Source organism: Rothia nasimurium, from assembly GCF_928381705.1.
GTDB lineage: Bacteria > Actinomycetota > Actinomycetes > Actinomycetales > Micrococcaceae > Rothia > Rothia nasimurium_G.
This window is the reverse complement of sequence record NZ_CAKMSR010000008.1, coordinates 84,569-110,416: the sequence shown is the minus strand read 5'-3', so window position 1 is coordinate 110,416 and position 25,848 is coordinate 84,569. Positions and strand designations below refer to the sequence as shown.

The 25,848-nt window shown below is 60.1% G+C and carries 23 protein-coding genes and 1 pseudogene; 15 read left to right on the top strand and 9 right to left on the bottom strand.

Annotated elements, in window-relative coordinates:
• The first annotated feature begins 4 nt into the window (after positions 1 to 4).
• Positions 5 to 1,075, top strand: coding sequence for a hypothetical protein (locus L6762_RS08135; protein ID WP_237186766.1), 1,071 nt, complete (start codon positions 5 to 7; stop codon positions 1,073 to 1,075).
• Between the two features lie 130 nt (positions 1,076 to 1,205).
• Here the strand turns inward: L6762_RS08135 and ypfJ are convergent, their stop codons facing one another.
• Together ypfJ and L6762_RS08125 are read right to left on the bottom strand one after the other, a co-directional pair.
• Complete coding sequence (gene ypfJ / locus L6762_RS08130; protein ID WP_237186765.1) at positions 1,206 to 2,153, bottom strand: KPN_02809 family neutral zinc metallopeptidase; 948 nt, start codon at positions 2,151 to 2,153, stop codon at positions 1,206 to 1,208.
• 11 nt (positions 2,154 to 2,164) lie between these two features.
• Positions 2,165 to 2,968, bottom strand: a complete 804-nt coding sequence (locus tag L6762_RS08125; RefSeq protein WP_237186764.1) for a di- and tripeptidase — start codon at positions 2,966 to 2,968, stop codon at positions 2,165 to 2,167.
• 213 nt (positions 2,969 to 3,181) lie between these two features.
• Between L6762_RS08125 and L6762_RS08120 the strand changes: the two genes are divergently transcribed.
• Positions 3,182 to 4,114 carry an EamA family transporter gene (locus tag L6762_RS08120; protein WP_237186763.1) on the top strand — a complete coding sequence of 311 codons (933 nt, stop codon included), beginning with the start codon at positions 3,182 to 3,184 and terminating at the stop codon, positions 4,112 to 4,114.
• Here the strand turns inward: L6762_RS08120 and L6762_RS08115 are convergent.
• The 5 genes from L6762_RS08115 to L6762_RS08095 all read right to left on the bottom strand — a co-directional run bounded on the left by L6762_RS08115 (position 4,111) and on the right by L6762_RS08095 (position 7,848).
• Positions 4,111 to 4,920 carry a spermidine synthase gene (locus L6762_RS08115; protein WP_237186762.1) on the bottom strand — a complete coding sequence of 270 codons (810 nt, stop codon included), beginning with the start codon at positions 4,918 to 4,920 and terminating at the stop codon, positions 4,111 to 4,113. The genes L6762_RS08120 and L6762_RS08115 overlap by 4 nt on opposite strands.
• A 26-nt stretch (positions 4,921 to 4,946) precedes the next feature.
• The gene (locus tag L6762_RS08110) at positions 4,947 to 5,891 is read right to left on the bottom strand and encodes a cation diffusion facilitator family transporter (protein WP_237186761.1); all 945 of its coding nucleotides are present in this window, start codon (positions 5,889 to 5,891) and stop codon (positions 4,947 to 4,949) included.
• An 11-nt stretch (positions 5,892 to 5,902) separates the two neighbouring features.
• Positions 5,903 to 6,220, bottom strand: coding sequence for an acylphosphatase (locus L6762_RS08105; protein WP_237186760.1), 318 nt, complete (start codon positions 6,218 to 6,220; stop codon positions 5,903 to 5,905).
• Between the two features lie 16 nt (positions 6,221 to 6,236).
• Complete coding sequence (locus L6762_RS08100) at positions 6,237 to 7,052, bottom strand: carbon-nitrogen hydrolase family protein (RefSeq protein WP_237186759.1); 816 nt, start codon at positions 7,050 to 7,052, stop codon at positions 6,237 to 6,239.
• Between the two features lie 124 nt (positions 7,053 to 7,176).
• Positions 7,177 to 7,848: a DsbA family protein gene (locus L6762_RS08095; protein WP_237186758.1), complete on the bottom strand. Its 672-nt coding sequence runs from the start codon at positions 7,846 to 7,848 to the stop codon at positions 7,177 to 7,179.
• Positions 7,849 to 8,073: 225 nt separating this feature from the next.
• Between L6762_RS08095 and pta the strand changes: the two genes are divergently transcribed.
• The 9 genes and pseudogenes from pta to L6762_RS08050 all read left to right on the top strand — a co-directional run bounded on the left by pta (position 8,074) and on the right by L6762_RS08050 (position 18,388).
• Complete coding sequence (pta, locus tag L6762_RS08090) at positions 8,074 to 10,185, top strand: phosphate acetyltransferase (RefSeq protein ID WP_237186757.1); 2,112 nt, start codon at positions 8,074 to 8,076, stop codon at positions 10,183 to 10,185.
• 210 nt (positions 10,186 to 10,395) lie between these two features.
• Positions 10,396 to 11,535 carry an acetate/propionate family kinase gene (locus L6762_RS08085; RefSeq protein ID WP_237186756.1) on the top strand — a complete coding sequence of 380 codons (1,140 nt, stop codon included), beginning with the start codon at positions 10,396 to 10,398 and terminating at the stop codon, positions 11,533 to 11,535.
• Positions 11,536 to 11,821: 286 nt separating this feature from the next.
• A complete protein-coding gene (locus L6762_RS08080) occupies positions 11,822 to 12,610 on the top strand; it encodes a S8/S53 family peptidase (RefSeq protein ID WP_237186755.1) in 789 nt (262 codons plus the stop codon).
• Complete coding sequence (locus L6762_RS08075; RefSeq protein WP_237186754.1) at positions 12,607 to 13,488, top strand: hypothetical protein; 882 nt, start codon at positions 12,607 to 12,609, stop codon at positions 13,486 to 13,488. Before L6762_RS08080 ends, L6762_RS08075 begins: the two co-directional genes overlap by 4 nt.
• Entirely contained in the window at positions 13,482 to 14,111 is a 630-nt protein-coding gene (locus L6762_RS08070; protein ID WP_237186753.1) for a hypothetical protein, read from the top strand. The genes L6762_RS08075 and L6762_RS08070 overlap by 7 nt, the downstream gene beginning before the upstream one ends.
• Positions 14,104 to 14,271, top strand: a pseudogene (locus tag L6762_RS08065) (acetate kinase); the annotation flags it as partial. The gene L6762_RS08070 and the pseudogene L6762_RS08065, both read left to right, overlap by 8 nt.
• Positions 14,272 to 14,549: 278 nt before the next feature.
• Positions 14,550 to 15,281 carry a hypothetical protein gene (locus L6762_RS08060; RefSeq protein WP_237186751.1) on the top strand — a complete coding sequence of 244 codons (732 nt, stop codon included), beginning with the start codon at positions 14,550 to 14,552 and terminating at the stop codon, positions 15,279 to 15,281.
• Positions 15,282 to 15,779: 498 nt separating this feature from the next.
• On the top strand, positions 15,780 to 17,216 hold the full coding sequence (locus L6762_RS08055) for a M48 family metallopeptidase (RefSeq protein WP_237186750.1): 1,437 nt from the start codon (positions 15,780 to 15,782) through the stop codon (positions 17,214 to 17,216).
• Positions 17,217 to 17,416: 200 nt separating this feature from the next.
• The gene (locus L6762_RS08050; protein ID WP_237186749.1) at positions 17,417 to 18,388 is read left to right on the top strand and encodes a bile acid:sodium symporter family protein; all 972 of its coding nucleotides are present in this window, start codon (positions 17,417 to 17,419) and stop codon (positions 18,386 to 18,388) included.
• Between the two features lie 62 nt (positions 18,389 to 18,450).
• Here the strand turns inward: L6762_RS08050 and L6762_RS08045 are convergent, their stop codons facing one another.
• Positions 18,451 to 19,410, bottom strand: a complete 960-nt coding sequence (locus L6762_RS08045) for a LysR family transcriptional regulator (RefSeq protein WP_237186748.1) — start codon at positions 19,408 to 19,410, stop codon at positions 18,451 to 18,453.
• 82 nt (positions 19,411 to 19,492) lie between these two features.
• On the opposite strand from L6762_RS08045, the gene L6762_RS08040 reads away from it, so the two are divergent.
• A complete protein-coding gene (locus L6762_RS08040; RefSeq protein ID WP_237186747.1) occupies positions 19,493 to 20,206 on the top strand; it encodes a LysE family translocator in 714 nt (237 codons plus the stop codon).
• A gap of 127 nt (positions 20,207 to 20,333) precedes the next feature.
• On the opposite strand, the gene L6762_RS08035 is transcribed toward L6762_RS08040, so the two are convergent.
• A complete protein-coding gene (locus tag L6762_RS08035) occupies positions 20,334 to 22,439 on the bottom strand; it encodes a glycoside hydrolase family 15 protein (RefSeq protein WP_237186746.1) in 2,106 nt (701 codons plus the stop codon).
• Between the two features lie 157 nt (positions 22,440 to 22,596).
• On the opposite strand from L6762_RS08035, the gene L6762_RS08030 reads away from it, so the two are divergent.
• The 3 genes from L6762_RS08030 to L6762_RS08020 all read left to right on the top strand — a co-directional run bounded on the left by L6762_RS08030 (position 22,597) and on the right by L6762_RS08020 (position 25,841).
• Positions 22,597 to 22,944, top strand: coding sequence for a metal-sensitive transcriptional regulator (locus tag L6762_RS08030; RefSeq protein ID WP_237186745.1), 348 nt, complete (start codon positions 22,597 to 22,599; stop codon positions 22,942 to 22,944).
• Positions 22,945 to 23,020: 76 nt separating this feature from the next.
• Positions 23,021 to 23,236, top strand: a complete 216-nt coding sequence (locus L6762_RS08025) for a heavy-metal-associated domain-containing protein (RefSeq protein ID WP_237186744.1) — start codon at positions 23,021 to 23,023, stop codon at positions 23,234 to 23,236.
• Between the two features lie 328 nt (positions 23,237 to 23,564).
• Positions 23,565 to 25,841, top strand: coding sequence for a heavy metal translocating P-type ATPase (locus tag L6762_RS08020; protein ID WP_237186743.1), 2,277 nt, complete (start codon positions 23,565 to 23,567; stop codon positions 25,839 to 25,841).
• Positions 25,842 to 25,848: the final 7 nt, after the last annotated feature.

The following is a 25,848-nucleotide window of genomic DNA, read 5'->3' as shown; positions in this document are numbered from 1 at the left end:
AGGTATGACCGAGAACTCCCGCCCCGCAGACAGCTCGCCCGAGCAAACCCCGCTAGCCGTGCGCCGCCTGCGCAAGCTCCGCACCCGCTACCCCGAAGCCACCCCCGCCGACCTAGCAGAGCGCCTAGGCGGAATCTTCGTACGCGACTTCACCCTAGTCGGGTCAGCCCAAGCAGGGGCACAGGAGCTGACCCCCAACGTCCTCGGCAGCGTCACCCGCAACCGCCGCGTCGCCGGGCTCACCCAGGCAGCCGCCCACCTGGGCGCGGTGCAGCAGGGCATGGCCACATACAGCCGAGCCGCCAACAAGGGCATTAACACCACCGCCCACGTGGGCAGCGCCCAAGCGGTCAAGACCTACCTGCACGGCATGGCCCTGCTACACGGCCTACAGGTTGAAAGCAGCGACGAGGCCGCAACCGCTATCTTGGGGGCCGAGGTCAACGATATTCTCACCCAGATGCAGGAGGCCCCCCGCGGTGGTGGCACCACCCAGCAGATGAACATTCTGGGAGCCGTAGCCGCCATCGGCCTGCGCAACCCCCAGACCCTGCTGCTGGTCAAGGCAGGCGAACAGCTAGTCAAGGCAGGAGGCGCTGTTTTCGCTAGTCAGAAGATGCGCCGGGATTTTGCCCAGCAGATTATCGCCCAGGTAGACCAGAACCTGGGGGCAGCTCCCGACCAGCTACCTGCCAGCACCCTCACGGTCTTGAACAGCGGGCAGGACGCCGGCGGCCCGGTCGACGGGTCGGGGCCGGGTAACGGGGGCTCGGTACCCGCCGATGATGACGCTGACCTGCTGGAGCTCTCCGCTGAAGAAGTAAGTGCCATTGAGTCGCCCGAGCCCGTGGAGCCTTCTACTCTGGATGAGCCTGAGCCCATCGAGCCCTCCCAGCTTGAGGCACCCGAGCCGGTGACCGCGTCCGCCATTGAAGAACCGGCCCCGGTGGTGACCGAAACTCAGGTGCGGCCCAGCACCGAGGCAGAGCTGGCGGCAGCCGACGGGGCAACCGCCAAGGGTGCCCGCATAGCTGCCCGCGCCTTCGTCCGCGCCCGCTCCCGTTTCAAGGGTTAAAAGATAAGGACCAGATTCCTACCGAATACCGTGTGGACGTTAGGTACTTCGGTAGGAATCTGGTCCCTACTGTAAAGAGACGGGTGCGGACGCCTAGGGGCAGTTCGCGCGCCTCGGTTAGGCGCTCCGTTTAGGAGTTGAAGGGCTGGGCGCAGGCTGCCATAGTGCCCTCGGTGTAACCCTTAGTGAACCAGCTGACGCGCTGCTCTGATGAGCCGTGGGTCCACAGGTCGGGGTTGACCTCTTGACCCGAAGAACGCTGAATCGCGTCATCGCCAATAGCGCGAGCAGTATCAATGGCCTGCTGAATCTGGCTCTCGGTCAGGGGGTCCAGCAGGGCGTTTTCACCCTTATCAGCCTGGGAAGCCCAGACGCCGGCATAGCAGTCGGCCTGAACCTCAACCTGGACAGCACCCGAGTCAGCACCCGGATCCTGGTAGTTGGAGTACTTCAGGGTGCCCATGGTCTGCTGAATGTGGTGGGCGAACTCGTGAGCGGTCACGTACATGACCGCAAAATCACCGTTCGACCCGCCCATAGCCTTGAGCTGGTCAAAGAAGGGAACCGACATATACACGGTCTGGTCAGCCGGGCAGTAGAAGGGGCCGGTCTGCGAGATATTGGCGGTACCGCAGCCGGTAGAGAGCTGGCCCTCCCCCAGCACCAGGTCGGGTGCGGTGTAGGAGATACCCGCCTCCGCAGGGAGCTTCTCTTCCCACACCATATCCAGGCTCACGCCGGTCGCCAGAATACGGCAATCATCGTAGCGGTTGGCGTCCTCATAGGTCTGGCAGTGGTCGAAGTTCCCGGCGCCGGTAACCTGGTCCTGCTGGGCTTCGGTACCGTACATGGAATTAGAACTACCGCCAGTCAGTCCACCAAGGCCGCCCGAGGCAAAGAGAAAGATAGCGCCAAGAACAAGCACGCCGGGAATACCGAACTTACGTGCAACACTGCTCATGAGCATCATCATGAGCGGGTTCGCACCACCGCCACCACCGCCACCACCGGAGCGGCCGTTGCCGCCCGATGAACCTCGCTGGGAGTAGTTGTTATTTAGGTTGTCATTAAAACCCATGGCAGCTCTCTTTACTTCTCAAGCTGCGCGGTCTCACCCTGCGCGCCCTCGGAGGTGCCGGCGTCCTCGCCCTTGCCACCCTCAAACTTGGGGGCCCGGTCGAGGTTAAGGGCATCGGGGAAGACAGCGGGCAGGGCACCGAAGGTCTGCTCCACCGACTTGACCACGTTCTTACCCAGAGCCAGGTTGGCACCGCCACCCACCACAGCACCGATACCGAACGGCAGGGCACGACCGAGCAGCGCACCGGACTGGCGGGTCAAGAAGCGCTTAATAAACATATTGCGGATGGTGCGCTCGATACTGAACACCTTGCCGGAGTCCTTGGAGCCCATCATCATGCCCCACTTACGGGAAACACCACCGGTCTTACCGGTGTGGGCCAGAATCGAGTTCATGAGCACAGAGCCGTCTTCACCCAGCATGATAGCCATGACCATGAGACGGGACTTCTCGGGGTCCTCAACGTGCACGCCGTGCAGTTCAGCCATAGCCTGGGCGTAGATAGCGGTGCGTTCCAGGTAGCCGCCCACCGCCAGGGCAGAGAGGCCGACGGACGCCGCAGTACCCAGACCGGGCACAAAAGCGGTGGCGCCCACGGCACCGCCGCCGACCGTCACATCGCGCAAGTAGGCCTTTTCGAGGCGCTTGGCAATCTGGTCGGGGGTCTCGTGGGGGTGCTTCTCACGCATCTTCTTGAGCATGGAAACAATCAGAGGGCGCTGAACCTTCAGCACGGTATCTACGGTGCGGGTAACCGCGGGCTTGGGCTGACCGTTAGCGTCAAAAGCGCTAGATGCGTTGAAGTTGAACATAGCTTTTAGTTTACCGGCAAACAACCCTAAACACAGTGTACTTGCTATCGTGTATGCCCTGGGCATGACAGGTTACGCAGCACCTCTAGGCGGTAACTGTGACACAGGCCGCCACATGTGCGAGCGGCACCGTAACATTTGGCGGTCAGCGCCACCCCTACAGCAGGCAGCCACCTACACTGTTTGCAGTACCCCTCGCGAAAGAAGGCACCCGTGCAGGCAGTCCGTTCCCGTTTCACCGGCTCCGATAAAACCACCGGCGTACTTCTCGTGATCGGCTCCTGTATCTCCCTACAGATAGGCGCGGCTTTTGCGGTGCAGCTCTTCCCCCAGCTGGGCGCCTGGGGCGTGACCACCCTGCGACTAGGGGTAGCTGCCCTGGTCATCTGCGCTCTTACCCGGCCCCGTTTCTGGGCCTGGAACCTGCCCCAGTGGATTGCCGTGGCCCTACTCGGAGCGTCTTTTGCCTTCATGAACGGGGCCTTCTACCACGCCATCGAGCTGCTGCCGCTAGGGCTGGCGGTGTCTGTAGAATTCATCGGCCCGCTCGTGCTCGCAGCGGTGCTCTCCCGCCGCCTCATTGACGGTCTCTGGATCGGGCTAGCCACCATCGGCATGGCCCTCATCGGAGTTGAAAAGGTCTTCGGGGCCGAACATATCTCCACCCTGGGCCTGGCCTTTGCCCTAGTCGCAGGCTTTTTCTGGGCCTGCTATATTCTGGCGAGCTCCCGCGTGGGCAGGCTCATCGACGGGGCTGGCGGCCTGGGCGCCGCCCTGGTCATCGCCACATTTATCACACTGCCCTTTGGCGGGGCCGGTGCCGCTCAGGCCTTTGCCGACCCCGGCGTCCTTGCCCTGGCGGTGGGCACGGGTCTGCTGGCGTCCGTTGTGCCCTACACCTTCGAGCTGGCGGCCCTGCGCCGCCTGCCCAACAATGTCTTCTCGATTCTGCTCAGCCTGGAACCCGGCATCGCGGCTGTCGGCGGCTGGCTGTTGCTCGCCCAAGGCACCGGGCCCCTACGCTGGACGGCAATTCTGCTGCTGACGGTGGCGTCCATGGGCATCACCATCACCTCACGCCCTCAGCGGGCAGCGGGCGAGCCCGCTCCCATCACCAGCACGATCGCTCAGGTAGACGCGCCCTAGCCCAGCTTCCCCAGGAGCTCCACCAGTTCATCGGTACCCAGGGCGGACGCCGGGTACGGCCCGGCGCCCACCAGGTAGGTCGCGGCGTCCTGGGCGAGGGCCACATGGGAGCCCACCAGAATAAGGTTGCCCGCATGGCGGCCGCCCAGCATGGTGGTGTCGGCCAGGCACCAGACGTGTTCAAAGACCTCTAATAGGGTTCGGGCCTGGGCCACGAAGAAGCTGAGCCCGGCGTCGTCCCCCACATTAACGGCCAGCAGGCCGCCCGCACTGTCACCGGCTGCCGGTGCCAGGGCCTGGCGCAGGTCGGTGTAAAACTCGGCAGTAGTCAGGTGGGGTGGAGCCTCCCAGCCCGAGAAGATATCGAGAACGACTAGGTCAAGACCGCCCGGGGCACCCAACTCATCCCTCAGTCGGGGAGCTGCCGCGGCGGCGTCCTCAATCAAAATTGTGCAGTTAGTACCCTCTGGCAGGGGTAGCTGCTCCATCACAAAACCGGGCAGCTCCCGCTCGATGTCAACAGCCAGCTGGGCTGAGCCGGGCCGGGTGGCCTGAATATAGCGCACCAGGGTCAGGGCACCGGCCCCCAGGTGGGCGGCGGTGATGGGTGCCCCGGGCTCAGCCTGAAGATCAACTAGGTTGCCGATCCGGCGTAGGTACTCGTAGAAGATGAAGTCGGGGTGGGCTAGATCCACGTGGGACTGCTCTGCCCCGCCGATTTCAAGAATCCGGCCGGTCGCTGAGAAGCCGTCAGGGGCAACGGATGCGCTCAGGCCAGAAAAAGAAAGTTGAATGGTGCGTGACATGTTCTCTAGCCTAGCCCCTTTCCGGTCTAGTGCAGGTGCCGCAGGTCTTCGTCGGCAGCCAGGGAGCGCGGCTCCATCTGGAAGGTGGAGTGCTTGATGGACACCTCAAAATGCTCAGCCACACAGCTTTGCAGGTGCTTGAGAATCTCTACGGAGTGGCCCGAGGTGAAGCACTCGTCGTCGAGCACAATGTGGGCGGTGAGCACCGGCAGGTCGGAGGAAATCTGGCTGGCGTGTAGGTCGTGTACGGCAACCACGTGGGGCTGGCTTTCCAGGTGGCGGCGGACCTCGTCGAGATCAAGCCCGCGCGGGGTTGATTCCAGCAGGACCGAGGTGGTTTCGCGAAAGAGCTTGACGGTGCGCGGAATAATGAGCAGGCCGATGAGCATAGCGACCAGGGCGTCGGCCTGGTAGAAGCCGGTACGCCATATCACCAGGGCCGAGATAACAACGGCCACCGAGCCCAGGGCGTCGTTGAGCACTTCGAGGAAGGCTGCGCGCATGTTGAAGTTGGTGCGGTCACCACCGAGAAGAACGGCGATCATCACGATATTGCCTACCAGCCCGATGACGCCGAAGATTAGCACTTCACGGCCGGGAATGGGGGCCGGTTCCAGCAGGCGCTGCACAGCCTCGTAGAGTACAAAGAGCCCTACGCCCAGGAGTACGGCTGCCTGGAACATGGCTGAGAGCACCTCAACCCGGCGGAACCCCCAGGTGTGGCGCGAGGACGCCGGCAGGCGGGCCAGGCGCGCGGCGGCCAGGGCAACGCTGACCCCCAGGGCATCGGTGAAGACGTGGACCGTATCAAAGAGCAGGGCCAGGGAACCGGTCAGCCAGGCCCCAACCAGCTGGAAGGCAACCAGTGACCAGGCAATAACCACCACGGTGATGAGGCGGCGCTCGTTAGCCCCGCTGCCGTGGGAATGCCCGTGGGCATGGCTGTGGGAGTGGCCGTGCGAGTGGCCCATGGTGCGCCCTCCTAGTAGATGCCGAACCCCTTATAGGAGCCAACCGGCTGGGTGATATCAGAGTCAACATGATCAACCCTACCGGCGGTATCGCCGCCGGTCAGTTCGGCAAGGAGCTGCTCACAGGCGTCCGCGCTGCCCTGGGCAACGATCTCAACCGACCCGTCGTCCATGTTTTTGGCGTAGCCCACCAGCCCCAGGGGCTTAGCGATACCGGCTACCCACCAGCGGAAACCCACGCCCTGCACGTGCCCGTAGGCGGTGGCCATGAGCTGGGCCTCGGCCGGTTCGGCGGGGGCTTTATCGGTGAAGATGTCAAAGAAACCCATGTCAGGTGCTCTTTCTCTAGTAGTCCAGCTTGGCGTTGCGTAGTACGGGCAGGGCGGAGCGGGCACGATCTACCTCAGAGAGGTCAATGTCAACCACCAGAATTTCGGGGGCTTCACCCGCCTCAGCCAGGGTCACGCCGAAGGGAGAAACCACCCGGGAATAGCCCACACCGGTCGGCTGGGTGATATCTGCCCGCGGGTCAGCGCTGGCGGGGGACGCCTGGTCAACCGCCAGCACAAACATATTGGAATCTAGGGCACGGGCACTGGTGAGAATCTGCCACTGACTCACCTTACCCTCACCCCCAGCCCAGGAGGCCGCAACAATCGTTGCCTTAGCCCCTGCCCGGGAGTAGTCGGTAAAGAGCTTGGGGAAGCGCACATCGTAGCAGGTAGCCAGACCGATTTTGGTGCCATCCACGGTGACGGTCACCAGCTGCTCACCTGCCTTGACGCCCTCAGATTCCTTAAAACCAAAAGCGTCGTAGAGGTGCATCTTGGTGTAGACGATCTCTACCCCGTTCTGGTCGAAGCAGTAGAGGTTGTTATAAACCCGCAGGTTCCACTCATCAGAGAGCTGCACCGGGGCGAAGCCGCCCGCCACCACGGTCACGTAGTTCTCGCGGGCAATGTTAGCGAGGGCGGTGCGGAAGGTTAGCTCGTGTTGGGCAGCGTCATCATACAGACGCCCGCCAAAACTCAGCATGGCTGCCTCGGGGAAGACAACCAGGCGGGCCCCGCGCTCTGCTGCGAGCGCCGTGTATTCACGGATCGTCTCGATATTGCGGGCAACGTCCTTGGTACTGAGCATCTGGGCGAGAGCTATCTTCATACCTTCAACTCTAGAGGGCGCAGCGGGCGGTGACCAGGCGTCCGCCCCGGCGAATGTAATCGAAACCTTCATCTGCGCGTTCAAAGAACACGCACATGAAGGTTTCGGCTACCTACACGACTTCTTAGAGCCCGGCCGCCTGCTTGAAGGCCGCCACCATGTCGGCGGTGCTGGTTGCGGAGTCGACGTTCTCAAGTTTGGTGCCCTCCACCACGAAGCTCGGGGTGCCCTTCACACCTGCGGCGACGCCGTCCTGGTACTCCTGCTCAATCAGGGCCAAGGCCTCTTCGCTTGCCAGGTCAGACTCGAAACGGGCGCGGTCCAGGCCCAGCTCTTCGGCGTAGTCACCCATGAGGGTGACGAACTGGGCGGTGTCGGTGATTTCCTTCCAGTCGGCCTGGTGGGTGTAGAGGTGATCAGCCATAGCCACGTAAGCCCCCTGAGCCTCAGCAGCCTGCACTGCCTGGGCCGCAGGGACGGCATTGACGTGCATGGGCAGCGGGAAATGGCGTACCGTCACGTTCATGGTGCCCTCCAGTTCGGCAGCGGCTTCACGGTACTTGGGGTCGGCCTTGGCGCAGTAGGGGCACTGCAGATCGGTGTAGAGGGTGACCGTGGGGGCCCCGTCCGTCACTGCATTGAGCTGGTAGCCAGCATCGGTGCGGACGCCCGCCGCAGCTTCACCGCTCGCGTCGGCAGAAGCGCCGGCGGTGGTCTCGGTAGAACCGCCACAGGCCACCAAGCCCAGCAGAGGGAGGGTGCTCACAAGGGCTCGGCGGGTAAGTTTCACAGACATAAGACTCTTCTCTCAGACGATAGTTCTGTACCCAGCCTAACCACCCGCCTGCACCCCGTGCGGGCACAGACTGTCAACAAGCGTCCGCCCCTCATGAGATACCACACAAACGCACGCCGCTCCGCCCCTAAAGTCCACACAAAGGAATAAACTCAGAAGTAAACATACGGTAGCTCCACAGCCGCCGTAACCCACGAAAACACAGCCACAAGGATGTAGACCCAGATGACCAACGGCATGTACATTTCCGCGATGAACCAGGGCTCCGGCAAGTCCCTCATCGCCATCGGCCTGCTCGACTCCCTGCTCAAAGAAACCGACCGCGTGGGCTTCTTCCGCCCCGTCTTCAGCGGCGAAATCGAGTCACAAGACCCCCTCATCCGTCTGCTCCGCACCAAGTACAACCTCAGCGACGCCCAGGCCCGCGGCGGTGTCTCCCTCGAACGCTGCCGCGAACTGCTGGCCTCCGGCGACCACGAAGAAATGTCCTCCATCGCCGTCTCCGTCTACTCCGATATGGCCAAGCACTGCGACGCCATCATCGTCGACGGCACCGACCTGCTCTCCCACAACGCTGCAACCGTAGAATTTGACCTCAACGCCCAGTTCGCCAAGGACCTCGGCACCCCCGTCATTGCCGTCGTCGGCGCCCAGGAATCCACCGTCTCCGACGTCGTCAACGCCGTTGACGTCGCCCGCACCGAACTCCACGGCGCCAAGGTAGACGTCCTGGCTGTCATGGTCAACCGCGCCCGCCCCGAACTGCGCGAAGAAATCCTCAAGAACGTCAAGCGCGGCCCCTCCAACCGCCCCGTCTACGTCCTGCCCGAACTGCCCGAAATCTCCCTGCCCACCGTCGCCGAAGTCGTCTACAACCTCGGCCTCAACCACGAGGGTATGAGCCAGGACTTTCTGGACCGCGACATCCACGACATCAAGATCGCGGCCATGACCGTCTCCAACTTCCTCTCCCAGTTCACCGACGGTGACTTCGTCATCGTCCCCGGCGACCGCTCCGACATCATGGTCGCAACCCTCGCCTCCGCCCTCTCCCCCAGCTTCCCCGCCCCCTCCGGCATGCTGCTGACCGGCGGCCTGGCCGCAGAACTCAAGGGCGACACCGCCATCGGCCAGCTGGTCGAAAAGGCCCCCTTCCCCGTCTTCTCCACCCAGCTCGACACCTTCAAGGCCGGCCGCGCTGTCTCCATGGTGCGCGGCCAGCTGGCCCTCGGCCAGCCCCGCAAGATCGCAACCGCCCTGGGCGAATGGTTCCGCAACGTCGACGAAAAGGAACTCTTCGAGCGCCTCGAACTCGAACGCCCCGCCACCATGACCCCCCTGCGCTTCCTGCACAACCTCATCGAAAAGGCCCGCAGCGACCGCCGCTCCATCGTCCTACCCGAAGGCTACGACCCCCGTATCCTGCGCGCAGCCTCCATCATCGTCCGCCGCGACTTCTGCGACCTCACCCTCATCGGCAACCCCGAAAAAATCACAGAAATCTGCCAGCGAGAATCCATCGACCTGCCCATCGCAGGTGACGGCAAGCGCGGCGTCACCATCATCGACCTCGACAACAACACCTACACCGAGGACTTCGCCAAAACCTACGCCGAACTGCGCGCCCACAAGGGCATGACCCTCGAAGGCGCCCAGAACCGCATGATGGACCCCTCCTACTTCGGTACCATGCTGGTGCACAAGGGCATCGTCGACGGCATGGTCTCCGGCGCTGTGAACACCACCGCCAACACCATCCGCCCCTCCCTGGAATTCATCAAGACCCGCGAAGGTGTTAAGGTCGTCTCATCTGTCTTCCTCATGCTCATGGAAGACCGCGTGCTCGTCTTCGGCGACTGCGCCGTGAACCCCAACCCCAATGCAGAGCACCTGGCCGACATCGCCAAGGCCTCCGCCGAGACTGCCCGCCAGTTCGGTGTTGACCCCAAGGTCGCCATGCTCTCCTACTCCACCGGTACCTCCGGCTCCGGCACCGACGTCGAACTCGTCGTCGAAGCCACCGAGAAGCTGCGCGAGTCCAACCCCGACTTCGCTTTTGAGGGCCCCATCCAGTTCGACGCGGCATCCAACATGTCCATCGCCTCCTCCAAGCTCCCCGGCTCAGAGGTCGCAGGCCAGGCAACCGTGTTCATCTTCCCCGACCTGAACACCGGCAACAACACCTACAAGGCTGTGCAGCAGACCTCCGGCGCAGTAGCCGTCGGCCCCGTCCTGCAGGGCCTCCGCAAGCCCGTCAACGACCTCTCCCGCGGCGCTACCGTCGATGACATCATCAACACCGTAGCTATCACCGCGATCCAGGCACAGACCCTGTAAGTAGGACGTACGGGGTTGGGTTGGCATAACGGCCGCAGCAGACTCCCCTGCGGCGACTAACCTTCTCGAGCTCGCCCTGGAGGGCTCGCTCGATTCATGCCAGACCCAGCCAGTCGCCTTTCGGGGAGTCCACCTGCGTCCTAGGCACAGGCATCCGCGCGCCTCCTCATTACATCGAACTCAAGTAAGCAACTAAAGGAAAACACTTTCATGCTCGTACTCGTTATTAACTGCGGTTCCTCATCTGTGAAGTACCAGGTGCGTGACACCGCCGCTACCGGTGAAGAAAACCAGGTCATCGCTAAGGGCCTGGTAGAGAACATCGGCTCAGCTGAGATTCCCACCCACACCGAAGCTCTCGACATCATGGCTAAGGCCCTGGTTGAGCCCCTGCACGGTAAGACCATCGACGCTATCGGCCACCGTATCGTTCAGGGCGGCGACGTCTTCTCAGAGCCCGTGCTGGTCACCGACGAGGTCATCGCCAAGATTGATGAGCTCTCCCCTCTGGCTCCCCTGCACAACCCTGCCCACGTGCTGGGTCTGAAGGCTGCCCAGGAAACCTACCCCGGCGTCCCCATGGTTGCCGTATTCGACACCGCCTTCCACGGCACCATGCCCGAGCACGTCTACCGCTACGCTGTGCCCGAAGAACTGGTGGAGAAGTACGGCGTGCGCCGCTACGGCTTCCACGGCACCAGCCACGACTACGTCACCGGCATTGCCGCTGACTTCCTGGGCCTGGACCGCTCCGAGTTCAACGGCGTGATTGCCCACCTGGGTAACGGCGCGTCCGTCACCGCCGTTGAGGGCGGTCAGTGCCTGGACACCTCCATGGGCTACACCCCCCTGGCTGGCCTAGTCATGGGTACCCGCTCCGGCGACATCGACCCCTCCGTGCTGACCTCCATCATGATGCGCGACCCCGAAATGACCCCCGCCAAGATGGACTCCCTGCTGAACAAGGAATCCGGCCTGCTCGCTATCGCTGGCAACAACGACATGCGCGCTGTGGTTGAGGCTATGGAAGCTGGGGACGAACGCGCCAAGCTGGCCCTGGACATGACCTCCTACCGCCTGGCTAAGTACATTGGCGCCTACCATGTGGCTGTTGGTGGCGCTAAGGCCCTGGTCTTCACCGCAGGTATCGGTGAGAACTCCCACCAGTTCCGTGAGCTGGCTGTTGAGCGCCTGGGCGCCCTGGGCATCAAGCTGGACGCCGAAGCCAACAAGGTACGCGGCGACGAGCCCCGCCTCATCTCCACCGAAGACTCAGCCATCCCCGTACTGGTCGTTCCCACCAACGAGGAAAAGGCTATTGCTGAGGCTACCGAGGCCCTGGTTGCCTAAGGTTTAGGGCCTCACCGCTGATAGAGCGGGGTTTCTTTCGAGCTACGGTTCTTTACTGTGTTTCGAAAGAAACCCCGCTTTTCGTTTCTAGCTAGACAGCAAGACCCACCGGGCTAGGAGCACTCCGAAGGAAACCTTGAAAAATCTATCAACTTTTTTCAGATAACTTCTTGGCTAAACCCTCACCAAGGTATTAAAGTCAGAAGCACAAGAACTCACTCTTGAACCCCAAGCCTCAGCCAAAGACGGCTGACCAAGCACTCAAGGAAGAAGTATGAGGCATTAAATGGATAGATTAATAAAAAATCTCACTCTATTATTTATACTCATATTATCTGGGGTGCTAATAACATTGTCTACCCCCTTCGCAGAGACGCAAAATGATAGCACGGATAGCAGGCTGGATATTATTCTAGTAGACTCTTACGCCCGCGAAAGTGTTTTATATAAATGCCTAAGCTCAACATATCCAACATCAGATATTCAAACGCTTGACTCAACCAATACTCCCGAACTTCACTCAGAAAAGACGCTCTCTATACTATTCAAGCTAGATTCATCAACCTGCGGAGATTTACCTCCCAATGTATCGATTAAACATATAGGAACAGTCGGAAATGAAAAAATTAGTGAAAAGGAATTAATTAGAGCACTTGAGGCAGCCTGCTTAACCGACCCAGATATAATTCTCCTACCCATGTCAATGAGTAATTCAAGTAAAGACCTGGAAAGGGTGACCAAATGTTTGCTAGATTCTGGGGCGACAATACTTGCTAGCGCAGGGAATAATATTGGAGGTCCAATAGGGTATCCCGCTGCGCTAGAAGGGGTCTGGTCAGTTGGTGCACTCGATGAAAAAGGGAAACCTGCGATATACAACTCAAACGGTCAGATTGATATATTTTTCCCGGGAACACAAGTTAAATATGTAAATGCACAGAATGAAACAGGTCTAGCAACTGGAACATCGATTGCTGTCGCAAATGCAGGTATTTTTCTAGCAGAGAGCTATCTACATAAGAAAGATATCACATCCCTGCTTAACGATTCAAGATATCGAGAGGAAAAACAATGAATAAAAAACGTATAATAACAGTAATGACTTTGATTCTTACTATTACCCTAAGCGGTCTTCAGCCATCACTTGCCACAAGCAACCAGCACTCTCCGTTCTATATTACACCCACAAAAGAAGTGGAAATTGAAGTGGAGATAGATGAGGAACTAAGAAAAAGCTCGCAACAACTCGAATCAATAAACATTAGCGAAAATAAAATATCGCTAGAAACAAGCTTCGAATTATCTGACAGCAGCGAATTAACTCAGGAAATCGATATTGATGTTTCGTCAGGAGTTCATGAGGTATCAATTCAGAGCGATAATGAAAATATTGATAATTCAGAGTATCTTCTCGAAATTCATCAACTCAATGAAGAACTTATTTGGTTCACGCTATACGACCCAATAACTGGTGAATCATATGAGTCCCGGTCAGACTACGCCACCTACGACGCGATACCACTAGCCCTAGTTCTCGTACCTTCACTCGGAGCTGCATTAAAAGCTCTATTTGTAGCTAGCGCAGTTATTGTGGTTGTTGGGGTCACCTATATAGCAGCAGAGAAAGCTATACCCAAAATTCAAGAGGCCATACGCAGAAAGAAAAACCCTCCCGCACATTACAAAGCTACCCTCCATAATGGCGGCCTTTGGATTGGCGACGGAATGACATTTAATGAATCAATCTCATGGGCAAGAGCCGGAAAAAACGTATGGTCAACTACGAAGGCAGGCGCTGGCAGAGTTGCGTACAGTGTACGATATCAAGACGCTATCGGCCCAGAGCGTGATAGAAATGGCACTGGAAAATACTGCCACTACCATCCTGCTCACAGGTCACCGGGCTCCCACATGTTCTACGGAACCGCTGCACGAGGAGGAACACCTTGCTAACAGCAGAAGAAAAAACAAACCTGCTCAGCCGTTGGCTCAAAGCTAACCCCCAACAACCCACCAAAGAAGAGATCTACATTCTCCTTGAAGAAAAATACGGTGCCTACCAACTCCCCCTTGCCTATATGGAACCAGACGGCTACCACCATGACGAAGAAATACGAGCAGACACAGTAGATTCCCTATACACCATCACTCACCCCATCACGCTCAACACAATATCCTGGCCCCTAGATACTTACGAAACAGATAAAATATTCGACGGAGGATATACCGAAACCGCAGAAGAAAGAGCTGAAATTGCAGAATGGAAAATGCAGTTACTCTTCGATCAATGCAACTCAAATATTCCTCTTGAATACCGCATTATCTCAGCTCAACACAGTTTGGGACACAGAGTCTCGCTCATCCTCATGGCAGAAAATGGGCGTATCACTGATTATAAAATGTACGGCTCCCGTGGTATGGGCAATAGCTTAGATCGCTACCTTAGAGGCTGGATAGGCTTCCCAACCAAACGCCCACAAGATCCCGAAGAAGGCCCCTACATGAGACCCGGTGACATTACTGATGTGGGCTTCCTCCAATACCTGGAAGTCGCAGCTGAACAAGGGTTTATATAGACCTGGCGCCCTGGGCATCAAGCTGGACGCCGAAGCCAACAAGGTACGCGGCGATGAGCCCCGCCTCATCTCCACCGAAGACTCAGCCATCCCCGTACTGGTCGTTCCCACCAACGAGGAAAAGGCTATCGCTGAGGCCACCGAGGCTCTGGTTGCCTAAATTTTAGGGCCTCACCGCTGATAGGGCGGGGTTTCTTTCGACATGCGGTGATTCTATCCGCAGTTCGAAAGAAACCCCGCTTTTCGTTTCTATCCAGGTAGCAAGATTCGCCAGGCTAGGGGCACCCCGAGGAAACTCTTGAAAAACGTATCGGCTTTTTTTAGATAACTTCTTGACTGGATTTAACCAAGGTATTAAAGTCAGAAGCACAAGAACTCACTCTTGATCCCCAAGTCTCAGCCAAAGACGGCTGACCAAGCACTCAAGGAGTACCTCAGGTGAAAACTAAATTTGTTTCTAAACTTATTGCCACTACCGCAGTATTATTAACAACCTTCACTATAAGTGACGCCACAGCAGCGGAAGCAAGTTCGGAGTTTCCGAATGAAATCATGATTAGCGAAATACAGTCAATTGACAATCAGAGCATCCCGAATACTGCAGAAACACTAAAATTGATTGAGGATTTATCGAATAGTCCTAATCCCAGTTTATCTTACAGCCAACTCACCGCCACTGAGAGAATGGCCGTGGATAAATATACTACTGTTACACACGAGAAAGAAACATTTGTTGAATTTTCACCACTAGCACACTGGGAGACTTACACAGCAGGGGAAAAACCATTACCAGCAGGAGCCCCTTTCACCCCCTCGGCCACATTACCCTACTGCAGAAGCGGTGCTGCAACCAGCGGAGGCTACAATGCCTTCAACCAAAGAGTTCGAACTGTTACCGTTGAAGGAAGATGGTGTGAGCATCGGGGCAAAGTCGTAAGCGCAGAAATACTTAACCACTATGCGTCCACCTCCCTACCCGGTACTACATATTCTTTCAATAATTCAGGTACACATATCTCCCACATAGTAGCTACCAGACGAGCCAATATGATGGCAAACTACTCATTTAGTATTGTTTGGAATGGAGTACTTGCGCAAAACCTGTGTGCTCGCCTGCACGGTTACATCAATGGAATAACTACCCAGGATACGAGCTGTTCTGTTCTTTAGAGCTAGATTTATAGACAAGGCCGCTCAATGAATTAGTGTTTTCCAGACTCACGTTCACCATTTTCCGGCGCCAGCAGAGCTTCACCATAAACTCTGCTGGCCCAAATCATTATCAGCAAAGGATTTTTCCCCATGATAAAACAAACGAAGAAAGAAGGTCTCCCTCTCCTCATCCACGTGCAGGGAATAGGGACTATAGTCGCATATTTTGCTCCTTTCCTTATAGTGCCCATGCTAATTTTAAATATTTTTAGCATCTTACACTCCCTAGTAAACCACCAAGCCATGCAAAAAAAATATTTTTTTCAAATCCTTTTCTTGCTTACTACAGTCATTTTCCTACTTGCCCATACGACAACTCAAACTAAGAACGTTTTTTAAAAAATAGGTGAAAATCTAATATCACAAGATAAAATATCGAGTCAAGTCCATCTGAAACATCAGGCTTTTCTTGCTACTGTGGAACCAGAACACACCGCCTAACCAGCAGGAAATCGCATGAGTGAGAACAACCCCGGCACCACCCCGCCCTACCCGCAACAGCCCGGCCCACAGGCGTCCGCTCACAGCAAGGAGCAGGGCCTCACCCAGCCCCTGCCCAACGACCTCAGCGGCGGCTGGCTGCCCGAAGATATGCGCCAGCGGCCCCTCTCACCCCTGCCCGCGCCCAAGCTCTTCGGCTTCCAATCCCTGCTGCCCTTCAAGTTCCTCAATGCGCTGCGCCACCCTGCGGAACTACCCCTGGTTGTCATGGCCTACGCGCTCACCATCATGCTCTACGTGGGCGGCGGTATCTACCTCATCTACTCACTCTTCAGCAGCGTGCTGGGGGACGACTTCGTCAACTACCAAATCAGTAACCTGGTCGGCCAACTCATCGCCATCGCCATCTACCTGCCCCTGGGCATCTTCTTCGTCCGCGGTGCCATGTACGGCCAGCTGCGCCTCAGCGGGGTGCGCATTACCCCCACCCAGTTCCCCGAGGCCTACCAGATGGTTGTTGAAGCCGCCCACGCCGCCGGCCTGCGCCGCGTACCCGACGCCTACGTCGTACTCGGCAACGGCCAAATCAACGCCTTCGCCTCGGGCCACGGGCACCGCCGCTTCATCGCCATCTACTCCGACCTCTTCGAAATCGGTGGCGCAGCCCGCAACCCCGAAGCCCTGCGCTTCATCATCGGGCACGAGGTAGGGCATATCGCCGCCGGCCACGTCAGCTACTTCCGCCTGATTTTCACCAGCTTCTTCATGCAGATTCCGATCCTCGGCAATCTGCTCTCCCGCACCCAGGAATACACCGCCGACAACTTCGGCTACCGCTACGCCCCCGACGGCGCCGAAACCACCACCACAGTACTCGCCGCTGGCAAGTACCTGATGAACGACGTGAACTTCCACGAACTAGCCAACCGGGCCGTCTACGAGCGCGGCTTCTTCACCTGGTTCGCGAACATCGGATCCACCCACCCGCCGGTCACCTGGCGTGCCCATGCCCTGCGCGACCGCACCGAACCCGGCCGCCTCATCTGGCGACCCAAGAACAACCCGCCCTACCCGCTGTCCATGATTCCGGCGGCAGAGCCTGCCGAAGCCTGGGCCGACCCCCTACAGGCCACCGACCACCTGGCCACCTACCCCGAGCGGGCCGATAACCAGCACTGGGGTTCAGTCAACACCACCTACCGCCGCCCCGCCCAGTACCGCGACCGCACAGTGGGCGATATGCTCTACACCGGCTGGGTACCCCCGCAGTACCGCCAGCGCACTCCCTGGAACAGCTTCGGAGCCCCCTCACCGCAGGAGCCCCAGCAGGCGCCTGGCCAGCATTCACCTGGCCAGCAGGGTCAGGACGCCGGTAGTGACCCGGGCGCTACGCCTCGGGAAGGTGAGCGCCCGGCGTCCGCACCTGGCAACCCGCCCACTGACCAGGGCTAACCCTCGACACGAAAACCCCACCCCGACCTATTGCCCACATCACAGGCATGGGTTAGGGTGGGGTTTATTAGCCCTCAACGAAGAAGGTGAGCCCCATGGGTTTTCTCTACGCTATCGCAGGTATTGTTGCCCTGGTTCTGGCCGCGCGCGGCGGCGCTAAGTGGTACGAGGCTGAAAAGGCAAAGAGTAGAATGGGCTAAATGGCCCTACCCCAGAAATTGCGCTCCTGGCGCCCAGACCCGCTCATCACCCTGATTCTGCTCGCCGTTGCCCTGGCGATTATCTTCCCGGCGCGCGGGGACTTCGCCGAGGGGTTCAGCGTAGCCACCAAAATCGCTATCGGCCTGCTCTTCTTCCTCTACGGCGCCCGGCTCTCACCGCAAGAAGCCCTGCAGGGCCTGAAAAACTGGCGGCTCCACAGCACTATCCTGGGCTTTACCTACCTCATCTTCCCGCTCATCGGCCTAGCCCTCTACCCCCTTCAGAGCATTATCGGCAAGGAGCTCTATCTGGGTCTGCTCTTTATGACCCTGGTGCCCTCCACCGTGCAGTCCTCGGTGGCTTTCACCTCAATCGCTAAGGGCAATGTGGCCGGGGCAATTGTTAGCGCGAGTGCCTCAAATATCGTGGGTGTGGTTGCCACCCCCCTGCTGGTCATGCTGCTGATGCAGAGCGATCAGCTCACTATCTCCGGCTCGGTCTTCGGTGATATTGCCCTTCAGCTCCTCCTGCCCTTCATTCTGGGCCAGCTCCTGCGCCGCTGGGTGGGCGATATAGCCAAGAACAAGCTGACCAAGCACGTTGACAGGTTCTCCATCGCCATGGTGGTCTACGCGGCCTTTTCGGACGGCATCGTGCAGGGCATCTGGACCCGCATCAGCCCCTGGCAGATTCTGCTCCTGGTTCTTCTGTCGATTGCCCTGGTGGAGTTTCTGCTCTGGCTCAGCGGGGTTGTGGCCAAGAAGCTGGGCTTTAGCTACGGCGACCGGGTGGCGGTGCAGTTCTGCGGCTCGAAGAAGTCCCTGGCCACCGGCCTACCCATGGCAGCGGTCATTTTCGGGGGCGGAGCCGTGGGTGCCCTCATTCTGCCGCTCATGATTTTCCACCAGGTTCAGCTCATGATTTGCGCAGCCAAGGCCGCCCGCTGGGGCAGGCAGATCGAGGCTTCATAGTGAAAATCATGGTGACTATCATGGTGAAAAGAGCCATCATGGTTAGCAATGACGGCCGATTTTCACATTGATGACGCCGGGTTCAGCTCCCGCAGAATATCAACGAGGAGGCGGGCGGCGGCGTCCTGCTCCGAACTTGCCCTAAGTACCGCAAAAACCCGGCGGCGCCCCAGCGGCTCGCTCACCCACAGGTTTCCGGTGCGGACCCCCTGCCGCCAGCGCTCAGTCCCACTGGGAGCCGGGACCTCTGACCGGTAGAGGCCGTCAAGCACCAGATGGGGCAGTAGGGCTACAGCATAACCACCGTAGGCCGAGTGCAACTGCCAGCTCAGGTCGGTTGAGATAAACCGCGGGCGGGGTGCAATGTGGGCGTCGGCCAGATAGGCGTCCGACCAGGCCCTGAGCTCCGTTCCCACTGGCTCCATGCACCAGGGGGCGCTCTCAGCCCAGGCAAGAGAATCGAGCGGTTGCGGCGGCACCATAGCCGCCGGGGCCACCAGCACGATGGGGTCTTCCCAGAGCTCCCGCCGCACCAGGGTGACGGGGAGCTGCACCGGGCGTCCTTCGTATTCTTCGGCGATGACCAGGTCAAACTGGTGCCGGGCAAGCTCGGCGATAGAGCGCTGAGGCTCCAACTGGGTGAGCTCCAGGCTCAGGTGCGGGGCGCGCTCTTCAAGCAGTTCGAAAACCCGCGGCACCATGTAGCGGGCTGCCGAGTTGAAGGACGCCACCTTGAGGGTTCGTGGGGCCAGGCTGGTTTCGCTGGCCATGGCGTTGTGGGCGCGCTCCATGAGCGAGAGAATCTGCCCGGCATAGTCGGCAAGTTCCAGGCCGCGCGGGGTGAGCACCACGCCGCGGCCGGACTTTTCATAGAGCCGATGACCCACCTCAGCCTGGAGTTTGGCCAGGTGGTTTGAGACGGTTGAGGGATCGTAGCCCAGCACATCGGCGGCAGCTGCCAGGGAGCCCTGCTGGGCTAGCTCGTAGAAGATTTCGAGGCGGCGGGAGTCGTACACACTCACTCCAATTCATTGATAAATCCCATGAATACTGTTTGAACTCATGGAATTGAACCGGGTTTACCCCTAGTTTACAGTGGAGTCCATGACTCTCACCCAGGCCCTCATCGGTTTCGCCGGCATCGCTTTCCTCATCACGATTATCCCGGCCACAGACACCGCCCTGGTGTTGCGCTCCCTGGTCGCGGGTGGACGACGAAGCGCCTACGCCTGCGTCTTCGGCATCACCGCAGGCCTGCTCATTTGGGGTATCACCGCCGCCACCGGCCTAGCCGTGCTCATGGCCGCAGCTCCCCTGGTCTTTGACCTCATCACCGTGGCAGGTGGCCTCTACCTGATCTACCTGGGTATCAAATTCCTGCTCAACCTCAGGCGCTGGGGACAGGTGACCGCCCTCAAAACCGACCAAGCCGCCCTGGCCTCGCTGCCTGCACCCGCGGCGTCCTTACCCGGAGCTAGCGGAGCGGACGCCCCCGCTGGCGAACACAGGGTGGGTAAGGATTTTCTCGCGGGCTTCATCGCCAACATTCTCAACCCCAAAATCGCGGTCTTCTACATCGCCAGCGTGCCGCCCTTTATGGTCGCCAGCGTGCAACCCTTCATCATGGGAAGCCTGCTAGCCCTCATCCACGGAGGCATTAACGTGCTCTGGTTTACCCTCATCATTTCGCTGGCCTCACTGGCCATGAAGTGGCTACTGCACCCGCGCGCCACCCTCGTCATTGACGGCATCGCGGGGTCAGTGCTCCTTGTCTTTGGCGTGCTAATCCTGGTGGAGGCGGCGCACAAGCTGCTCTAGAGAATTTAGAGCAGGTGGGTATACCGAAAGCCTGCTGGCTCGGGGCTGGCGTGAATCGCCCGTGAGCGCTAGCGAACCGGCGAGAGGGTCGCAGGCAGAGGTATACCCACCTGCTCAACACCTTTTTCTACAGCCCCAGCGCCTCCACCGCCCGGATCAGAGAGATATGGGCCAGGGCCTGGGGGAAGTTGCCGGTGAGGCGCTGCTGTTCAAAGTCGTACTCGGAGCTCATCAGCCCAAGATCGCTGGCGCAGTCCAGGACGGTGTCGATGAGGGTGCGTCCGTCCGCCTCCCGTCCGGAGCGGATGTACTGCTCTGCCAGCCAGAGGGAGGAGATGAAGTGGGGGTTGTCCTGCCCCTCAAAGCCGTCTTGGGAGTCGGAGTTGTCGTAGCGGTAAATCATGCCCGAGGAGTGGCGGATGGTCGCTTCGATACGTTCAACGGTTGCCAGCATGCGGGGGTCGTCCCAGTCTACGAGCCCGATTTGGGGCAGCTGCAGCAGGGAGGCGTCCACGGCTGTGCCGCCGTAGGTGGAGACGAAGCAGCCCAGGTCAGCGTTGAAGCCGCGGCTCAGGATTTCATCGGCGACGGCGTCTCGGCAGTGTTCCCAGGTGGCGGCGTCCCCGTCGAGCCCGAAGTCACGCACGGCTGAGACACCGGCGTCGAAGGCTGCCCAGAGCATAGCCTGGGAGTGAGTGTAGACGGCGGGCTCGCCGAAGGTCTCCCACATGGAGCGGTCGGTGTCGCCGATACGTTCGGTGGCGGCATTCAGCAGAGCCTTCTGGATGGGCCAGGAAAGGTGGTCTTCCGCAACGCCCGCTTCGCGCAGGTTGGCGAAGGTAACGAGCACCTGGCCCAGGGCGTCCCCCTGGAACTGGTCGCCCGAGCCGTTGCCGCTTCTCACCGGCTGGGACCCCTCGTAGCCGGGCAGGGCGAGGCGGCGCTCGATGTCGTCCTTTTCGCCGGCCAGGCCGTAGACCGCGTGGATACGGCGGGGGTTGTTGGCTAGGGCGCGCAGGATCCAGTTACGCAGCTGGGCGGTCTCACGCTCGTGGCCGTGGGTGAGGGTTACGTCCATGGCCATGGCGACATCGCGCAGCCAGGTGAAACGGAAGTCGTAGTTGCGTTTGCCCCCGATGACTTCGGGCAGGGAGGTTGTCACGGAGGCGACCAGGGCGCCAGTTTCACGGGAAATCAGGGCGCGCAGGACCAGCAGGGACCGCAGACGGACTTCCCGGTAGCGGGCGTTGGCTTCTTCGCGGTGGTCCTCGGCAGTGGGGGCAACAACCTGGCTCGCAGCTGTTTGGGCCAGCTCACGATAGGTGGCTTCATCGACCTCGGGAGCGGCGGTGTTAGACCCGGTTTCCAGCAGGATTGATGAGGTCTTAGCTTCTTCCAGCTCTTCAACCTCGCGCACCGCCGAAATAGTAGCGGGCACCTGCTCTGCCTGCTCAGATGCTCGGACGCCGGTGGGCACCTGCCCACCCTCGGGCAGGTAGGCGGGGGTGGCGTCCTCATCTTCGGCCTCTGGCAGGGAGTCTGCGGGGCTGTAGAGATCGGACCACTCCTGCCACTGCTCCTGGGTGTAGGTCAGGGCCGTGGGGTAGTCCACCGGGGCAGGCGGATTGTGGTTAGACGCAAAGTAAGACAGGGTGAAGGTATAGCTCTGACCAGCAGAAACGGTGAAGGTTTCGGCCTTAGATTCGGGGTCACCCTCAGGCAGGGAATCACCCCGGAAGACCAGGGCGTGGGGGCCAGCCATACCCACCAGCATGTCGGCGGACGGGTCGGGGGCACCAGCGGCGTCCACCCCCTCATAGCGGGTAACCCAGGGAATCGTCTTACCGTAGTCAAAACGCAGGGCCAGCTCGTGGTACATGGTGACCTCACCGGTCAGGCCCTCCACGTTGCGCACAATGGTGGTGCCACCCGAAAGCGGCATAAACTCGGTGACGCGCACCGACGCCTCCCCCACAAACCAGACAGTCTGCAGAATAAAGGTGTTCTCGCGGTAAGAGCGTTCAGTGCGGACTTCTTCGACCGGGGCGGGATTGACCGACTCAAGGGGAGCCAGCAGCCAGCGTCCGTGTTCCCGCTCCCCCAAAAGGGCGGCGAAGACCGCGCGAGAGTCAAAGCGCGGGGCGCAGAACCAATCGATGGAGCCGCTTCGCGACACCAGCGCACCGGTATTCATATCTGAGAGCAGGGCGTAATCCTCGATGAAAGAAGCCATAGAACCAGTCTAACAGGGCGCTTAGTATCGACCGGCGGTGCTGAAGGTAATCGAAATTTTCATTAGCGCGTTCTTTTTCCGCACCTATGGCAATTTCGGTTACTTTCAAGAAACCACCCTCTTGTAAACATACCCCCAGGGGGTATAAGCTTAAGGCATGAGCGAAGAACACTGTGCAACCCACCAGGCCAGCCCGCACGAGGGGCACCAGCACGGCTACACCGCCGACAAGGACGCCTACCTCAAGCGCCTGCGCCGCATCGAGGGGCAGGTACGCGGCATCCAGCGCATGGTCGACGAGGACGTCTACTGCATCGACATCCTCACCCAAGTCTCTGCCATCAACAAGGCCCTGCACAGCGTCTCCATCCAGCTCCTAGAAGACCACGTGCGGCACTGCGTCGTCGAAGCTGCCACCCAGGCAGAAACCACAGGCGACACCGCCCCGCTCGACGACAAAATCAGTGAGGCCATGGCAGCTATTACCCGCCTGATTAAGAGCTAAACCCGGCGGAAGCCCACCGCTTCCCGCCACCGCAAGTACGGGCGTCCGCGCCCCTTACCTCACAAGGAGAAATCCCATGTCAGCAACCATCGTCAAGGCAACCGGCCTCACCTGCAACCACTGCGCCATGAGCGTGCGCGAAGAAATCGAAGAGATTGAGAACGTCACCGGCGTAGAGGTCGATGTGGTCAAGGACGGCGAATCCACCGTCACCATCAACCACACCGGCGACCTGGACGCCGCAGCCGTCTCAGCTGCCATCGAAGAAGCCGGCTTCACCCCCGTCGCCTAATCTCCCAGCGGGCTGCCGAGGGCGGCTTTGCCCACGGTGGGGCGGACGCGCGTCTCTGCCAACTAACCTTCTCGCGGGCTCGCAAGCTCGCGCGCGATTCATGCCAGCCCCAGCCAGTTGGCTGCCGACGCGCGCCCGCACCCCCGGGCGACGGAGGGCGGCTGGCGCCCAGCTGGCTCCGGGGCTGGCGTGAATTGCGACGAGCCCCCAGGCGAGGAGCAAGAGGGTCGCTGGGCAAAGCCGCCCTCCAAAGCTCGCGATATGCGCCCGGCCCCAAGAACCCTACAAGCACCAAACACAACAGACACATCAAGTGAAAGAAGGCATCATGCCAACCCAATCTACCGCTGAGGTTTTCACCGGTGACACCCGCATCGTGAATCTGAATGTGGGGGGTATGACCTGCGCGTCCTGTGTGGGGCGGGTGGAGCGCAAGCTCAAGAAAATTGGGGTGGACCCCTCGGTCAATCTTCCGCTGGAAACCGCCCGTGTGGTTGCACCTGCTTCGGTCACTGACCAGCAGCTGATTGAGACGATTGAGAAGGCCGGGTACACGGCGAGTTTGAAGCAGGACGCCGTCGAGCAGGCTGAGGAAGCTGAGCAGGGGTCGCTCACTCCGCGCCTGTGGGTGGCGGCGGTCTTTACCCTGCCGGTGTTTCTGATGTCTATGTTTGCTGCTTTCCAGTTCCCCCATTGGGGCTGGGTGGTTGCCGCCCTGACTCTGCCGGTGGCGACCTGGGCGGCCCTGCCTTTTCACCGCCCGGCCTGGACTAACCTGCGGCACGGCTCGTTCACCATGGACACCCTCATTTCTCTGGGTGTGGTTGCCTCCTACGCTTTTTCGCTCTGGCAGCTGGCCATGGACCCGGCTATGACCGCCCATGCCGGCCACGGGGCGTCCGCCGGTGGGCACGGCATGGACCATATGCTCTACTTCGATGCCGCCGCCATGATTACCCTCTTTTTGCTGGCTGGCCGCACCATTGAACACCGCACCGCCCGGCGCTCGTCCCAGGCCCTGCGGGCTCTGCTGAATCTGGGGGCTAAATCGGCCACGGTGCTGCAGGGCGGGCGGGAAGTGCAGATTCCCGTCAAAGATCTGCTGCCCGGCGACATCTTTCTGGTGCGCCCCGGCGAGAAAATCGCGGTGGACGGCGAGGTTGTCGAAGGACGCTCGGCGGTGGACACCTCCCTGCTGACCGGTGAGTCTGTGCCGGTTGAGGTGGAAGTTGGGGACGCTGTTGTCGGGGCGACCGTCAATACGTCCGGATCCCTGACGGTGCGGGCCACCCGGGTAGGGGCCGATACCGTGCTGGCCCAGATGAGCCGTACCGTGGCCGAGGCCCAATCGACGAAGGCTCCTATCGCCCGCCTAGCAGATAGGGTTTCTGCGGTTTTCGTTCCGATTGTCATTGGGCTGGCCCTGGCCACCCTGGCAGGCTGGTTGTTGCTGACCGGCGACCTCAACGCCGCCTTTACCGCAGCCGTGTCGGTGCTGGTTATCGCCTGCCCCTGCGCCCTGGGTCTGGCCACCCCTACGGCCCTGCTGGCAGGCACCTCGCGCGGTTCCCAGCTGGGTATTTTGATTCGGTCGGCCCAGGTGCTCGAATCCACCAAGCACCTGCGCACCGTGGTGCTCGATAAGACCGGCACCGTCACCACCGGTACCTTCACCCTGGCTGAGGTAACTCCCCTTGCGGGCTTTGAAGCCCAGGACGCCGGACGTCTGCTCGCGGTGGCTGGGGCGGCTGAGAGCCGCTCTGAGCACCCCATTGCCCGGGCTATCACCCAGGCAGCCCAGGCTGCTGGGGCGGGTTCCTCTCTGTCTGAAGTCACCGCCTTTGAGTCAGCCCCCGGCGGGGGTGTTCAAGCTACCCTGCTGGAAGAGGTTTCCCCGGGTGAAAGCCGAGAAATCACGGCTCTAGTGGGTCAGGCCAGCTTCTTGGCTGCCGAAGGTGTCGAGCTGAGCGAAGCCCACACCCGCACCCTACTGGCCGGGCAGGAGGCCGGGCGCACCACCGTCGTCCTTGCTCTCAACGGGCAGCCCGCGGCCCTGCTGGCCCTGCAAGATACCCCCAAGCCGGGGGCGTCCGAAGCCCTGGCAGAACTCAAGGACCTGGGGCTCACCCCGGTTCTACTGACCGGGGACGCCGAACCCGTCGCCCGTGCGGTAGCTGCCCGGGTGGGCATTGACTCCGCGAATGTTTATGCGGGAGTTAGCCCCTCCGATAAGCTGGCCACCATCACCCGCCTGCAAGAGGGCGGGGTGGGGGTCGCCATGGTGGGCGACGGTGTGAATGACGCAGCCGCCCTGGCCAAGGCCGATGTGGGCGTGGCCATGGGGTCGGGCACCGACGTGGCCATGGAGGCTGCCGACATGACCATTGTCCGCAGTGACCTGGGCTCACTCCCGACGGCGATTCGGCTCTCGCGGGCTACCCTGCGCCTGATTAAGAGCAACCTGTTCTGGGCTTTTGCCTATAACACGGTGGCGATTCCGGTGGCGGCGGCGGGCCTGCTCAACCCCATGATTGCGGCGGCGGCCATGGCTTTCTCGTCGGTCTTCGTGGTGCTCAACTCCACCCGACTCTTCCGCTTCTCATAACATTCAA